Annotated in this window: 15 protein-coding genes and 1 pseudogene; 10 read left to right on the top strand and 6 right to left on the bottom strand. The window is 38.5% G+C overall.

What is annotated here, in order from left to right:
* The first annotated feature begins 53 nt into the window (after nucleotides 1–53).
* Nucleotides 54–1,217: an acyl-CoA dehydrogenase gene (locus tag LX73_RS08360; RefSeq protein ID WP_148899016.1), complete on the top strand. Its 1,164-nt coding sequence runs from the start codon at nucleotides 54–56 to the stop codon at nucleotides 1,215–1,217.
* A gap of 153 nt (nucleotides 1,218–1,370) precedes the next feature.
* Here LX73_RS08360 and LX73_RS08365 read toward each other — a convergent pair whose 3' ends face one another.
* Nucleotides 1,371–2,129 (bottom strand): formylglycine-generating enzyme family protein, encoded by a 759-nt coding sequence (locus LX73_RS08365; RefSeq protein ID WP_246138205.1) that lies wholly within the window; start codon nucleotides 2,127–2,129, stop codon nucleotides 1,371–1,373.
* Between the two features lie 163 nt (nucleotides 2,130–2,292).
* Between LX73_RS08365 and LX73_RS08370 the strand changes: the two genes are divergently transcribed.
* Nucleotides 2,293–2,736 (top strand): SufE family protein, encoded by a 444-nt coding sequence (locus LX73_RS08370; RefSeq protein ID WP_148899017.1) that lies wholly within the window; start codon nucleotides 2,293–2,295, stop codon nucleotides 2,734–2,736.
* A gap of 128 nt (nucleotides 2,737–2,864) precedes the next feature.
* Complete coding sequence (locus LX73_RS08375; protein ID WP_148899018.1) at nucleotides 2,865–4,745, top strand: response regulator; 1,881 nt, start codon at nucleotides 2,865–2,867, stop codon at nucleotides 4,743–4,745.
* 76 nt (nucleotides 4,746–4,821) lie between these two features.
* Here LX73_RS08375 and LX73_RS08380 read toward each other — a convergent pair whose 3' ends face one another.
* From LX73_RS08380 to LX73_RS08390, 3 genes are all read right to left on the bottom strand, one after another.
* Nucleotides 4,822–5,031, bottom strand: coding sequence for a cold-shock protein (locus LX73_RS08380; RefSeq protein WP_148899019.1), 210 nt, complete (start codon nucleotides 5,029–5,031; stop codon nucleotides 4,822–4,824).
* A 582-nt stretch (nucleotides 5,032–5,613) separates the two neighbouring features.
* Nucleotides 5,614–6,384: a universal stress protein gene (locus LX73_RS08385; protein WP_148899020.1), complete on the bottom strand. Its 771-nt coding sequence runs from the start codon at nucleotides 6,382–6,384 to the stop codon at nucleotides 5,614–5,616.
* A gap of 6 nt (nucleotides 6,385–6,390) precedes the next feature.
* Nucleotides 6,391–6,723, bottom strand: a complete 333-nt coding sequence (locus tag LX73_RS08390; RefSeq protein ID WP_148899021.1) for a hypothetical protein — start codon at nucleotides 6,721–6,723, stop codon at nucleotides 6,391–6,393.
* A gap of 516 nt (nucleotides 6,724–7,239) precedes the next feature.
* Here LX73_RS08390 and LX73_RS08395 point away from each other — a divergent pair.
* The 7 genes and pseudogenes from LX73_RS08395 (at nucleotide 7,240) to LX73_RS08420 (ending at nucleotide 12,990) form a co-directional block, all read left to right on the top strand.
* Complete coding sequence (locus LX73_RS08395; RefSeq protein WP_148899022.1) at nucleotides 7,240–8,733, top strand: GNAT family N-acetyltransferase; 1,494 nt, start codon at nucleotides 7,240–7,242, stop codon at nucleotides 8,731–8,733.
* Nucleotides 8,702–8,998, top strand: coding sequence for an STAS domain-containing protein (locus LX73_RS08400; RefSeq protein ID WP_148899023.1), 297 nt, complete (start codon nucleotides 8,702–8,704; stop codon nucleotides 8,996–8,998). The genes LX73_RS08395 and LX73_RS08400 overlap by 32 nt, the downstream gene beginning before the upstream one ends.
* A gap of 11 nt (nucleotides 8,999–9,009) precedes the next feature.
* A complete protein-coding gene (locus LX73_RS08405; RefSeq protein ID WP_148899024.1) occupies nucleotides 9,010–9,621 on the top strand; it encodes a flavin reductase in 612 nt (203 codons plus the stop codon).
* A 9-nt stretch (nucleotides 9,622–9,630) separates the two neighbouring features.
* Nucleotides 9,631–10,791, top strand: a complete 1,161-nt coding sequence (locus LX73_RS08410; protein WP_148899025.1) for a M20 family metallopeptidase — start codon at nucleotides 9,631–9,633, stop codon at nucleotides 10,789–10,791.
* 67 nt (nucleotides 10,792–10,858) lie between these two features.
* Nucleotides 10,859–11,035, top strand: a pseudogene (locus LX73_RS12975) (hypothetical protein); the annotation flags it as partial.
* Nucleotides 11,036–11,320: 285 nt separating this feature from the next.
* Nucleotides 11,321–12,085, top strand: a complete 765-nt coding sequence (locus LX73_RS08415; RefSeq protein WP_148899026.1) for a type IV toxin-antitoxin system AbiEi family antitoxin — start codon at nucleotides 11,321–11,323, stop codon at nucleotides 12,083–12,085.
* Nucleotides 12,082–12,990 carry a nucleotidyl transferase AbiEii/AbiGii toxin family protein gene (locus LX73_RS08420; RefSeq protein WP_148899027.1) on the top strand — a complete coding sequence of 303 codons (909 nt, stop codon included), beginning with the start codon at nucleotides 12,082–12,084 and terminating at the stop codon, nucleotides 12,988–12,990. The genes LX73_RS08415 and LX73_RS08420 overlap by 4 nt, the downstream gene beginning before the upstream one ends.
* Nucleotides 12,991–13,406: 416 nt before the next feature.
* Here LX73_RS08420 and LX73_RS08430 read toward each other — a convergent pair whose 3' ends face one another.
* Together LX73_RS08430 and LX73_RS08435 are read right to left on the bottom strand one after the other, a co-directional pair.
* Nucleotides 13,407–13,898, bottom strand: a complete 492-nt coding sequence (locus LX73_RS08430) for an HAD domain-containing protein (protein WP_170245633.1) — start codon at nucleotides 13,896–13,898, stop codon at nucleotides 13,407–13,409.
* 637 nt (nucleotides 13,899–14,535) lie between these two features.
* On the bottom strand, nucleotides 14,536–14,967 hold the full coding sequence (locus tag LX73_RS08435; protein WP_148899029.1) for a hypothetical protein: 432 nt from the start codon (nucleotides 14,965–14,967) through the stop codon (nucleotides 14,536–14,538).
* Between the last annotated feature and the right edge of the window lie 239 nt (nucleotides 14,968–15,206).

Below are 15,206 nucleotides of genomic sequence, written 5' to 3' on the forward strand. Positions count from 1 at the left end.
TGCTATATTAATCAACGTATTTTTAACTGATTAAATTTGAAGAATAGTATTCTATGGAACAGGTAGACCAACAGATGCCCGCACTGACAGAACTGACAGAAGATGAAAAAATGCTTCAGGATGCTGCAAGTGACTTTGCAGACAATGTAATTAAACCTAAAGTACATGAAATGGATGAGCAGGCCAAGCTCGATCCAGACCTGGTGCAGCAGTTTTTTGATATGGGGCTGATGGGGATTGAGGTACCTGAAGAGTACGACGGAGGAGGAGGTTCCTTTTTTATGTCAATTCTGGCTATTGAGCAGATTTCGCGCGTGGATGCCTCCACCGGCGTCTTCATGGATGTGCAAAATACGCTGGTCAATAATGCCTTTTTGAATTGGGGCAGTGACGATATTAAAGAGCGGTATCTGCCGCAGTTGGCGACTGAAAAAGTAGGGGCTTATTGTTTGTCGGAAGCCGGTTCAGGCAGTGACGCATTCGCGCTTAAGGCCCGAGCTGATGAAAAGGATGATCACTTCGTATTGAATGGGTCCAAAATGTGGATCACTAATGCCAAAGAGGCCGATATCTTTTTAGTATTCGCAACGGTTGACCCCGATGCAGGATACAAAGGTATAACGGCTTTTATTGTCGAAAAAGATTTTGAAGGGTTTTCGGTATCCAAGAAAGAAAATAAGCTGGGTATTCGCGCCAGCTCTACCTGCGAAATTTTGCTGGAAGATTGCAAAGTGCCCAAAGAAAATGTGCTGGGTGAAGTAGGTAAAGGCTACAAAGTAGCTATTGAAACCCTTAACGAGGGACGTATTGGCATCGGTGCGCAGATGATTGGTATAGCACAAGGTGCCTTGGATGCGGCTGTTGATTATACCAAAGAACGTGAGCAGTTTGGGCAATCTGTTTCCGATTTCCAAGGCGTACAGTTTCAGCTGGCAAAGATGGCTACTGATATTGAAACGGCGCGGTTACTGGTTTATAATGCTGCGCGGATGAAAGAAAACGGTGATAAATTTTTGAAAGAAGCCGCCATGGCAAAGTATCATTCCTCTGAGGTGGCCGAGCGCGTTAGTTCACAAGCGGTAGATTTGTTTGGTGGTTATGGATACGTTAAAGAATATCCCGTTGAAAAGTTTTATCGTGATGCCAAAATCGGAAAAATTTACGAGGGTACATCTAATATGCAGCTTAATACTATCTCAAAGCTGCTGCTGAAGTAGCAACAGGGCTTTACAAAGCCGCTACATTACGGGTAGTTATTGTGAGTAAAACGAAGCAATAGCAAGATCGAACTACTATAACTGGATGTGCGTCATTGCATTGCGCAATAACGCTTGGGTTTTATAAAGCCTCAATGCTTGGACTCTGGCTTTTTATTTGTTAAGGGGATCTACACAGCGAAACCCTACGTCGTTTGCTTTTGCATCAGCTAAAACTCCAACCCGCCAATAGGTGGAGGCAATATACTTGCCTTCTTCGAAGCTGCCGCCGCGAATAATTCGGACTCCTTTGTTTTCTAATTTATCCCATGTGGGTTCTTTGCCATTTTTGGGATAAAATTGGTAATAGTTACCGATCCACTCGAACACATTACCGCTCATATCATAAAGCCCAGCACTGTTAGGTTTTTTAGTGCCCACTTTAAAGGCAAAAGGGGCACTGTTATTTTGGGTCCGAGCATAGATATTGAGGCTGTCAATATTATTTGTCCCTGCAAAACGCATTTTCTTTCCTCCGCTTCGAGCCGCATATTCCCATTCTTGCTCGGTAGGTAACCGCCACCCGTAATAATTACAAAAGGCACGGGCATCTTGCCAATCTATATTTACAACTGGGCGGTTGCCCTGTTGTAGGGAGTCGGCCTCGGGAAGCTTGCGCGCGGTGCGACGAGCAAAAGCATCATACTGTCTGTAGGTTACTTCATACTTGCCAATTTTAAAATCACTGAGGGTTACTTGATGAACCGGTTTAGCATCGGGATTCGTATTATCATAGATGTCGCCCATCGTGAATGTGCCGCCTTCAATAAGTACCATCTCTGGCTTATGGTTTGATTTCGCGGAAGATCGGAACAGGGCACATCCCGATATCAGAAAAATGAATCCAAATATGAAAATGTGAGATGCTTTCATAAGAAATTCACTGGTAATATTAATACTATCTAAGTAGTATAATGTATAAACTCCTTAGGGTTCATACAAGAAATATTGTCAGATGCCTTCATTTTTGTGGATTTATTCATACTTTACAAGGTATATAGATATAAGGGGAAGAGACTAAATCCGCATTGGTACAATGGCTGATATTCACGATATTGAACAGCGAATTATTAAGGAGTTTAAAGCTCTTGGGGACTGGACCGAGCGGTACAAGCATATTATTGATCAGGGACGGAACCTTGAGCCGCTCGATGAGGAGCACAAAATAGAAGAGAATTTAGTTCGCGGTTGTCAGTCACAAGTGTGGTTGCATACGCATCTTGATGGAGAGAACGTAATTTTTGAAGCTGACAGCGATGCTGCAATTACTAAAGGGCTGGTAGCTTTGATGGTTCGGTTTTACTCTGGCCAATCGCCTGAGACTATTATTAATACTGATCCCCGTTTTATTAAGAAAATAGGTATGGAGCAGCATCTTTCACCTACGCGTTCCAATGGGTTGGCCTCGATGGTTAAGCAGATGAAAATTTATGCTATGGCCTACAAAACGAAGCTGGAAAATAGCAAAGAAGAGGCGTAGGTTACCGCTTGGTATTAATTTCTTTTAATTATCATTCATCTTTACCTTTTTTGATTTTTTTTTAAGTCATTAATCTTTACTATTGTTGCACAATAAATATTATTAGCAAATAACAATGCCCATCAGTTATGAATGCAAATGCTAAATCAAAATCTGTGAACGATAATACTGCTGGCTTGCTTGCTTCGCTTCGTAATGCCGGCTTAGGAATCCTTTACAAAGTAGCATTTTCACTTGCGGCTATTTCACTGGTACTTTCGGTGGTGTTTCAGGTTATTGGGACAATGCCTGTACCGTGGTATTTCGCAGGCATGGGATTGTTATTTTTGTTGATTCCCTTTTTGGCGTGGAAGGGTGCTCACAAGTCGTCGAAGTTACTGATGCTCATTGATATCAATGCTTTTATTTTATTGTTGAGCGTACTCTTTACGCAGGGTTTGTTTGTTGAAGCATTTTATATCCCCGCTATTGGTCTGTCGATATTATTTTTCGGTCGCGAACATTCAAACCTGCGTATCGTAGGAGTATTTTTGTCTGCGGTCGCATTTTTAGTCCATGATTATATCTCTTTCACTGAGGTTACACTTTCATCTGGCAACGTTGAAATTATTAAATGGAGCATAATTGCCGTTGTTTTTGTAACTACATGGCTTATTTTCAAAAGCTTTTTAAGCTCAAAAGAAGAGGCCGAAGAAGAGAATAAAATTCTGCGCGAAGAGAAACGTCATCTTAGCCGTAAGCTTTCTGAGAAAAAGAAAGTAAATCAAAAATTAGCGGATAAAAATTCAGAGCTAGCTGATAAGAATGCTCAGCTATCCGACAAAACTCAAAAGCTTGCCAATAAAAAAGAAGAGGTAGAGCAGAGCGTACAGGAGCTTGAAGAAGCCAAGAAGCAGGCCGAAGAGGGAGGCAAGGAAAAGTATGAGTTTTTCTCAAATATGAGCCAGGAAGTGCGTATGCCACTGAATGCTATCATTGGCATGACCAACCGGCTTTCCAAAGATGATCCGCGCGATGATCAGCTGGAACAGCTTGAAATACTGGACTTTTCTTCCAAGACATTGCTAGCCTTGATGAACGACTTGCTGGTGTTTTCGAAGATTGAATCCGGCCGTATCGAATTTGATGAAATTCCGTTTGATTTGCAGAAGCTATTAGACAGCGTTGTTGATAGTTTTGCCTTTACTACTGAGAATAAGGATATAGATCTGAGCCTGGAGGTAGATGATGATTTGCCGGAAACAATTGTGGGTGATCCCAACAGGCTTACACAAATTTTGAATAACCTGGTTATTAATGCCGTCAAGTTTACCAATGAGGGAGAAGTTGGTGTTTCGGTAGAATCTTTAGATAGTAGTGATGATGAGATAACACTTGGATTGCGGGTTTTATATTCAGCTAACGGTATCACCAAAGATGAGCAGCAAAAGATTTTTAAGACTTTTAATGATGAGGATGAAGACAGCGTTCGTACCTTTGGCGGACTGATGACTACCAAGAGGATGATTGAATTACAGGGTGGTAAGGCCCAGGTTGAGTCCGTTGATGAGGGAGATGTTTTTATTGTAGAAATGCCTTTTGCCTTGTTCTCTGAAGAAGACGCTGAAGCGGCAATGCAGTATGGTAATGTAGAAAGTCTGCAGGAGGCAACTATTCTGGTGGCCGAAGACAATGCCATTAACCAGAATGTTATTCAGCGATTTCTTGAAGAGTGGGGCGTAAATGTTATTGTTGCTGAGGATGGCGAACAAGCTCTTAAGGAGTTTAACAATAATAACGTGAATCTCATACTTATGGATCTTCAAATGCCCAAGATGGACGGTTATGAGGCAGCAAAGGAGATCCGTGCCTTAAATCATAAAGGGAAATCCGGCGTGCCGATCATTGCGCTGACGGCGGCCAAGTTCGAAGAAGTGAAAGAAGAGGTGTTTGGTTCCGGCATGAACGACTTTCTGTCCAAATCTTTTGATCCTAATGAGCTGCAGGAAAAAATTGAACAGCACATCTAGTATCAACTCCGAACCAAATAAAAAAGGCGTCATTTTATGCAAATGACGCCTCGAATTCTCAATATGTAACTGGCCCTTAGACGGGAATTACCTCTTGAGCTTGAAGTCCTTTGTCACCTTCAGCTACTGTAAATTCGACTTCTTGGCCTTCTTCTAGTTTTTTATAGCCTTCCATCTCAATTTCACTGAAGTGAACGAAAATATCTTCACCTTCTTCTCTAGTGATAAATCCATAACCTTTACCGTTATGAAACCACTTTACTGTTCCAACTTCGCGATCTTCCATGTTAATTCTCCAAACATTTTTACTTCGTGTGCTACTTAAATGTTCAATAACGCCTTGCTAACGCAATAATAAGCGCTTGAACGCATAAGTATAGTATATTTTTTGGGGATTACCTACTGTAAGCGGAATTTCCTCTATTTTTATATGGAGAAGTAGAAACAGAGGCCAATAACTTACCGAGGTATAATTTGAATACCAGAACGGTTATCTGTGTAATTATTTAAAAAGTAAATTCAGTTGTCTCCACGCTATTGTCCTGGATAGACCAGGTTACAGTCTTAATGGAAATTGATGACAGAGAAAATTTGGCATGGAATGTTTTACATGCTGTAAGAGATCGGCTTGTCCCAGAAGAAATGTTCCAATCGTCAGCACAGTTTCCGGTGCTGATTCGTAGCCAGTTCCTTGAGGGGTAATCATTATGGCAATAAGCCTGAAAATTCCATGTGGGGAATTTATGACTCGTATCCAATAATCGAATTGAGAAATACCGTGTCAGTGTACAAGTATCTTTTGTATTGGAAGGCTGATAACGTTTTGCAATTGGCTTTTTAAGACTAATTGCTATTTAGGGTTCTCTTTTTATTCTTCGGGTAAAACGAGTATGGGCATTTTTGTATATACCGTTTTTTGGATATGCTCTTCTTCCACAAGAGATTGGAAAAATGTTTTTTGGCGTCGTGTCATTACAATAAGTTCGTTGGCTTCGTCATCTAGAAAAGCAGATATGCCGGTATAAAAATCTTTTTCGATAAGTAGTCTGAAGTTAAGTTGTGAATAGCTAATTTCTTCATTAGCTATTTCTTTGAATCCCCTAAACTTTGCTTTTGTTTCCAGATTATCTTCAGCAGCAATATGGAGTACCGTAATTTTGGCGTTAAAAAGTTCAGCCCATTTAGTTAGCTGATGGAGGATTTCCAGATTTCTGTTGTGGAAATCAGTTGCAAAGGTCATATGGCTAAAATCTGAATAAGGCTGATCTGCAGGAACGACAAGGACGGGTACTGGTGATTGGAGCATAATATCTGATGAGATACTGCCAAACAGCATTTTTCCTATGTTAGATTTTCCTGTTGATCCCATAATAATCAGATCACCAGAAGATTCTAGAATATTGGGAACCGTACTACCCAATTCGATACTGGTAGTGATTGACAAATCACTGTACCTATTTTGACTAATTAACTCTTCCATCATTGTTTCTGATCCGTACGTATATGGCTGTTTCACAGAGTGCATAATTGATAAATCAGCATCGCATTTGTCAGCAATTTCTAAGGCATATTGCAAAGCATTTTGGGCAGGTTTGGAAAAATCAGTAGGAAGAAGTATCTCTTTAATATTATCTAACATAAATAATTAGCTTTTTTTCATTATTGATGAGCTTGCCCCCGATAATACCAGCAGTGGTACTTCCGTATAATAGTTGATCTCTTTTGATTCTTGTTTGGAAAGTGGTGGAACAGATTCATCGCAGTGTACTAATAGGAGTAGTATGATACTATTAGTTTCTTTTTTATTGATGATTGTTTCAAGGAAAAATTTGGGTTGATCTACTTCAAATTGAAGGGTAGTATAATTAACTTTTCCAATAATTATTTCTTTGACTCCCCGAAACATGTTTTCGGTTTTAAGATCACTTTCATCAGATAGATGGAAGGTATTTATTTTAGAAATGAACAGTTTTGCCAACCCGGTTACAAATAGCAGGACTTTTAATCTTGATTCTTGTAGTTAGTGACAAAGAGAGCTTGCTTGATAGCCATTTTAGAGAGCTTCTTTGGGTTCGAGTGTTATACTATTTCAGCAGTAGTACTGCTCCGAAACATCTTTCCCAGTCCTAGTTTAACCTTTGGTCCCCATAACGATCATGGCGATATCCTGACTTGTTGATCTCTTTCAACATGTGTAGGCTAAATATCGACAAACCGAATATGATTTTGTTGCTTTGCTCTTCGTCAAATATGCTCGGCGTTACATTTTTAATCGTAGTACTGTCAGGGAAAAATTTGACTACTCATTTAGAAATATAATTTAAGTTATTTGCTGTTCGGAATGTAGTTTCTTGTGCTCTAAATTAGGACATTCCCTCACAAAACTATTTTGAGAATATTTATAATATTGTAATATGAGTCAGGTTGGAATTAGGTATGAATAATTTTTAATGTGATGAACAAAGAATGAATACTGTTTTGATTATGAGAAGATATGGATGCTAAATTTGAGATATCAACAGATGAACAGATTATAAATCCAGTATGTGATTTTACGTACAGCTGGGGGGTGAACTGTGGATTGTCAAAAGGGGAAGCACTTCGTTTTTCTGTAGCCGTGAGTGAGCTCATTACAGATGTTATTCTTTTTGCCTTTCCTGGTGATAGTAAAGAGAATTTTGAGATAGAGTTTTCTCATACATTCTCCAACGTAGAAATTGTAGTTAGTGAAATGGGCGAACCATTTGATCCGGATCGTCATACGTATGATGTGCAAAAAGTACGTGATGAGGATGATTTCGATGGTGCGGGTTTTTTGCTCATGAAATCTTTTAGCGATGAATTTTCTTTCATTAATAAAGGAAAAGAAGGTAAAGAATTCAGGATAGCTAAAAACATTCAAATCCATGATATAGATGAACTGCTACTGCAATCAGCTGAAGAACGTGAGGCTGAAATACGAGATGAGGAAGATCAAGACCCCCATATAAAAATTGAAAACTTTACCGTCGATCGCATTAAGCATACTGATGCGGAAGATATCTCAAAACTTTTTTATCGTACATATGGCTATACCTATAATAAAGAAGATTTGTACCTACCGAAAAAGGTTGAAGAGTCAGTACTTGCCAAAGATAAGCTTGGGGTTATAGCCCGAAAACAAGATAATGAGGCAATTGGATATTTTGGCGTAAATCCTAAAGACAACTCCGATATTGCAGAAGTTGCCGAAGCTGTAGTGTCTCCCAAGTATCGAAGAAATGGGGTGATGAGTTCGATGATGGACCGCCTTATTGAAATCGCGAAATCCAAGCAGTTGACTATGTTGTTAGGTGAGGCTGTTACCATCCATCCCGTAAGCCAAAAAGTAAATAATAAATTCGGATATAAGACAACAGCTATAGAACTAGCTTCTTCGATAAATGTTAAGTACAAGGGTTTTGATGAGGATTATCCCCAACCTGTATCCATAGCTTTAGATTTTCTTCCCCTCATCCAGCCTTCAAAAAAAGCAGTATATCTGCCGGAGAAATATAATGAAATTATTCTCGATACATATGATGAGTTGGGGATGGATGTAGATCCCAAAGAAACAGAATCTTACCAGTTAGCAGATAAATCTGATATTGATCTGGAAATAGATTATTCCAGCTCCTCTTCACTCATTATTGTCAAGAAATATGGAAACGATTTTTTGACTGTACTTTCTGATATGGTGGACAGCCTGGAAGAAAAGTCTCCGAAAACGATATTGTTGGATTTACCTCTAGAAAATAGAGCTACACCGCAGCAGTTTTTAGATATAACATCTTTGAATTTTATCTACAGTGGGCTATTGCCACAGTATCATTTTAATACCGATTATCTCCGGCTGCAAAAAGTGTATGCTGGTATCGATTTTAATATTATTGATATCTATTCCGATTTTGGTAAAAAAATAAAATCACTTATTGCTGATGAATACCATAGCAACTCAAAAGAAAGGTAAAAAACTTAACATAACGGTCCACGGTGATTTTAATCTAAGGACTAAAAAGATGATATTAAGTCGTCTTAATCCGGCTATTGACAAGCTGGTTATAAACTTAATTAATTGTGAACGTATTGACAGTGAGGGTGTTATTTTTTTGCACCGATGGCTGCAAAAAGGGAATAAGTTACGACTTATTGACCCACCTGTTGTCTTCTTTGAAATACTTGAAATTTTAAGTCTTGAAAATTTGTGGAACTTTGACAAAATCCTAGCTGACTAAATATATAGCATATGTCTAATGAATCTTCTTCAATGATTGATATTACAGATGACCCTAATTTATGGAACCGCTTCTTTATGGTTCATGCTCTGCTTGTCATTGGCAGTCAAGAAAAGGATAAGAGTTATAATTTGGCCCCCAAACATATGGCCATGCCCCTTGGTTTTGGTCCATATTTCGGTTTTATGGGTACGCCCCGGAAAACAACGTATCGAAATATTAAGCGAGAAGAAGTTTTTACCGTTAGCTTTCCACAGCCCGACCAGCTGGTACAAACCAGCATGGCAGCTTCTCCCCGTGAAGAGGATGACAGCAAACCAGTTGTTGATGCCATTCCAACTGTGAAAGCCCAAGAAATAGAGGGCAAATTTATGGAAAATTCCTATTTACAGCTCGAATGTGTTTTGCATGACATTATGGGAAAGTTTGGCGAATGGGAAATGATTGTTGGCGAAATTGTAGCGGCTTATGTACATGAAGATGCGCTCAGGAAAGAAGGGGAGGATGCTGACGACAATAAACTTGTTGATGAATCTCCATTATTAGCCTATCTGCATCCCGATCGATTTAGTACAATTAAAAAAAGTAACAATTTTCCCCTGCCAAAAGATTTTAAAAGGTAATTGAACAGGATGACAGAATTAGGTCGGGAGCTGCATAATTTTTTTGTGGAAAAGAAAGCGGATTTTATTGATCTGCTTCAATCGCTTGTCGAACAGGAAACGCCGTCGAATGAGCCTTCTTCTTTCACTGAGATATTAGAAATTGTCAGCCGAAATTTTGAAAACTTGGATTTTGATGTAGAGTATAGAGAAGGAGAGGAAACGGCCGGGCAGTTACTTTGTAAACCTGGCGATTTTAATTCTCAGGCTCCAACTCAGCTTCTAGTTGGACATATTGATACAGTCTGGGATATTGGGACGCTGGATGAAATGCCTTTCACCGTTGAAGGCAATGAAGCTGCCGGACCTGGTATATTTGATATGAAAGCCGGCATCTGTATGATGATTTTTGCTATGAAAGCTATCAGGGAACTTGAGAAACAGCCCCACATACAACCTGTATTTTTAATTACTACCGATGAAGAAATTGGGAGCGGAGAATCTAAAAATCTTATTATAGAACAGGCTAAACAGGCAGAGCGGACTTTTGTGCTGGAGCCTTCCCTTGGAACAGAAGGTAAGATTAAAACCGAGCGTAAAGGTATTGGTCAGTTTGAAATAACTATAAAAGGCCAGCCCTCCCATGCGGGTCTCGATCCTGAAAAAGGAGTAAGCGCGATTGTCGGCTTATCAAATGTTGTCCAACAGCTTGTGGACCTTAATGCACCCGAAAAGGGTATAAGCGTAAATGTAGGGACGATAGAGGGAGGTGAGCGGGCTAATGTTGTGGCAGCTAAAAGTAAAGCTGTAGTTGATGTACGAGTACCGACAAAGAAAGACGGTGAAGAAATAAAGAAGAAGATCTACAATATTGAACCCGATTTGGAGGGAGTTGAAATTACGGTGAGCGGTGATATCAGTCGCCCGCCGCTTGAAAAAGAAGAAGCAAACGCAAAGCTGTGGGAGATAACGAAATCATTAGGTGCAGAGTTAGATCTGGATTTACAGGAAGGTAAGTCAGGCGGTGGCTCCGATGGTAATTTTACCAACCTCTATTCACCGACTATTGATGGACTCGGTGCCGTTGGTGAAGGAGCTCACGCTTATCATGAAAAAATATTAGTGGAAGAGACGCTTAAACGTGCTGAGCTTTTAACCCTTTTGCTGTTATATCCTTCACTGGAAGATTGAGATCCGATTTGTTATTAATTGCCTCACTGTACGGCTTTAATATAATCAGTAGAAGTATTCTTGGGTTGCACTACTCTGTTGTACAATGATACTACTGTTATGGTTATCCCAAACATTGTTCTTTGCCGAAATGCTGCAACTGTCTCCGCCAAGCCGAGATGGCTGGCTGGTGGTCATTGTATTAAGTTTTATGTCATTAATAGTTGGACAGATTCAAAAACGATGGACAAAGAACTCCATGTAACATCAGCGTAGCCGTAATTTTGTACTTTTTGATAACACTTGAACGACTATTGCTCACTTACGGAATTATCCAATATTGGTTTATCCGCGGGATAAATATAAGATGTCCGCTTCCTGAGGAGCAGGAAACATTCCCGGCGTGAAGACTATATTAGATTCGAAATTGTATTCTTGCTATAGTTTAAGAAAATTAAAATTTGTCTATATTTTATTGACAAAACTGTTATTTTGTAAACCAATTGTGGTTTAATCATATTTAAATATGTCAATAAAACGTTGACAAATATTGAAAAAAATAAACCAAATATTACAAAAATGGCCTCAAAAGACTGTTATAACCACTGACTGGTTAAAGAGACAGGGTGTATCTCGGCAATCAGTTGATAACTACAAAAACAGTGGATGGTTAGAACGGATAGGTCAGGGAGCATATAAAAGGGAAGGTGATGAAATATCGTGGGAAGGAGCCTTATATGCGCTTCAGAAGTTCCAAAGTCTTTCAATTCATGTGGGAGGTAAAACTGCTTTAGAGCTGCAGGGATATGGCCACTATATTAAAATAGGCACTCATGAAAAGGTAATACTGTGGAAAACACCTGAAGTAAGGTTGCCATCATGGTTCAAGAGTTATGATGGATGGGCAAATGAATTGGAAGTACGGTCTGCTACTCTTTTTTCTAAAGAAGTAGATACTCTTTCTGATACAACTGTAGGACAGGTGGAAGTCCAGATATCATCGGCTGAACGAGCTGTATTGGAATATATATATGATGTGCCGAAACAGGAAGGTTTTGATGAGGCCAATTACATCATGGAAGGGCTTGCTTCACTGCGTCCAAAAGTATTACAGCAATTACTTGAAGCATGTAATTCAGTACGATCCAAGAGGCTTTTTATGTATTTGGCTGAGCACCATGATCATAGTTGGTTTAAGAGATTAGATCCTTCAAAAATAGATTTTGGAAAAGGTAAACGAGAAATAATAAAAGGCGGTAAGCTGAATAAAAAATATAAGATAGTAGTACCGGAGTTGTCCAGGGAGGGCCGATGATTGACCGATATCGGGATCAAGTACGGCTATTGCTAAAGGTACTGCCTGTTGTGGCAGAAGTAGAGGAATTTGCTCTCAAAGGAGGTACGGCAATTAACTTTTTCTGGCGTAATCTCCCACGACTATCCGTGGATATTGATCTTACCTATATACCAATTAAGAATAGGGAAGAATCTTTAAATGAAATCAAAAAAGGAATAAAGCATATAGGCCAAACCGTTTCTTCAAGAATTGGCGATGCAAATGTTACTACTCAAAAAAGTGGTGGAATTCTGAGTAAGCTTCTAATAAGAAGTGATGGGGTCCAGGTAAAGTTGGAAGTAAATACGGTTTTAAGAGGATCGCTATTTGGGTCTGTTGAGAAAGAATTGGTTACTTCGGTTCAGGATGAATTTGAACTATTTGCGGCAGTTCCCACGCTTTCGATGGAAGACCTATACGGCGGAAAGCTTTGTGCAGCATTAGATCGTCAGCATCCCCGGGATCTGTTTGATGTGAAGCTATTACTTGAGAATGAGGGCTTAACGGATAAAATTATTGTTACTTTTATTGGATATCTAATTAGTCATTCCCGTCCCATAAACGAACTGTTAAATCCCAGCCAGCAGGACCTCGAAGGAATCTATGAGAATGAATTTCAGGGAATGACAAATGAAGCTGTATCCTTAGAAGATTTAACTAAGGTGCAGAAAAAGTTGCCGAAGCTGCTTCTGGATGGTTTATCGGATGAGCAGAAAGAATTTCTATTAAGTTTCCAGCAAGCCGATCCGAAATGGGGATTAATGCCAGTAGATCATTTGAAAGAATTGCCGGGTGTACAATGGAAGCTCATAAATATTAGAAAGATGGATGATAAGAAGCATGAAGAAACTCGAGAAAAGCTAGAGAAGGTGTTGGGAAGATAGCTCTTAATTAAACCGGCAAACGAACCGAAAGAATTAATAGGTTCATTTGCTGATAAAAGCTCGTAGCAGGCAGAAAATGTTATACATTTACGGGATTTCGGCTGAAAGTAAAAGTTCTGATCTATTTAACGAGACCATCCAAACAATTTCCCGAGAAATCTTCTGGTTTTATACTTATTAATAGAACAAACACGAAAAGTTCAACAAGAGGTAGTCCTTTACTCGGTCAACGAATACCATGTCACTACTACATATTTTGACAATGAGGTAGATGTCTAACTAAACCGCTCCAGCTTGTGCTTACGCTTTTGCCAGTCCGAGAGCACTTTGTTTAACAAATAGTAAAATTTCTTGTTGTGGTTAGAATCTTTTCTTTAGACATAAATTGAATATTTCTTGAATGACAAGCGATAGATTTAATGGTGTTTCTTTTCCAAAATATTTGAAGCTTTGGTTACAGCTTCTTTCGTAGAAAATCCCTTGTTTTTATCTACTTTTACTAAATGTTCTTGTTGTGTTTCTAAGAATGTTGCTTCATCATCAATAATAACATAGGAGGCTTTTTTGCTGGAGTTATTTTGCAACCAATATTTGACTTCATGTCCCCTGCAGTAATTCTTTTCATCAGGTTGGGGAGCATATGAGCTGGTAACATCTTTGACAAAATTTGGGGATATGTTGTTGGATTCAAAGAATTCTTCAAGTTGTTTAACAGTATATTCATGTCGCCATGTAGATGTAATAACTATTCTTGCGTTATAATGCTCACAAAGCATAGAAATATATTTACAGGCAGTAGGGTCCCAATCTTTATTAGTCACTTTGCCAGATTTTATTTTCTGGCGCTTCAAGTGATTTCTAGTATTAAGTACCCCGTCAATATCAAGAAAAATGATATAGCTGACCATTCATTAGATAAGGTATAAAGGTTTATAGTTAAATAATGGACAAGAAGTTAAAAAAGCTAGAAAGTTTAGTTCGACTACTACAAGCTATCAAAGTATTCTGTTATCAAATGTTAGCCGAATTTGTTTTATAGCTCTTTCTTTTCAGGAATGTATAAAAAATTTTATTCGATAGATTGAAAACCATGAATAACGGAGTAAAAAAGATTATTTCCTCTAGTAGCTGGAATATATAGGAGTTGGTTCTGGTTTGTTTGTAACGGGGGGATTTTCGGGATAACAGAACCAATTAATATTAGGGATCTACATGAATCAATGATGATAGGTTTAGCTATCATAGTAGGCTCAATGATTGGCTACTGGTTAATTAGGAGTATTGTAAGGGCTATTCTTGGGATTTACAACGAATTCCAAGAGAGCAAAACAGATAACTAAGTAATAATATGGCAGCTATAAATTTTGAATTATAAGTAAGATATGGCAAGCAGATGATAGTAGAATCAAAACCTCTTTTACCTGACTGATGGATTGGGAACCATAGGTTAGGGTTTAGAAAAAGGGAACACTTAGCGGTGTTCCCTTTTTCTAAAATAGTTGAGTTTCCCGAAAGGGAGCGAAGCGGACTGGAGTAATAGTATTATTATAGATTATTACTTATTTCAGAAAATAGTTTTTCATAATATTCTTGCGCTTTGCTTTCAGTCATATTTTCACTTTGCCAACCTGTTAACAAATCCTTCTTTTGCACACTTACAGTCAAACGAATTTGTGTTTTACCACTTTGTTCAGATAAAATTGCATTTACTTTAGTTCTTTCATCACCTGTCCAGAATGCCTCCCATTCAGATGCTTGGGAATAGTCTGTATTTATTAGTCCTGTTTCAGAATCTGCGTTGCTAATAACATACCCTCCATCACTTAATGTTTGGACAGTAGTTTTAAAAACTTTGTTATAGTCCTCTTGAAATATCTTAGTTCTTACTTCATTAGAGACATCTTGAGTAGTTGCACAACTGGTGATCAAAAAAGTGGATATAATTAAGGCGAATGTATAAGAATATTTATTCATCATGATGTATTTGGTTGTAAGTTGGTAATAATCTCTTGTTTAATTGACAACTATATCATAATTATAAATTGAAAAATCAATAATAATTTATTGTCAACTATGAGATTGACAAATTTAAATAGAGAGAAAAATAATAGGAGGTGGGACTATTCCCTCTGGGCTTGTTTATAGTCCCATAACTCATCACATATTTATTTAATTGTAAATCTTACGTTTTTTGAAAATGAAGTGCTTGAAACACT

The sequence above is a fragment of the Fodinibius salinus genome (assembly GCF_008124865.1).
Taxonomy (GTDB): Bacteria; Bacteroidota; Rhodothermia; order Balneolales; family Balneolaceae; genus Fodinibius; species Fodinibius salinus.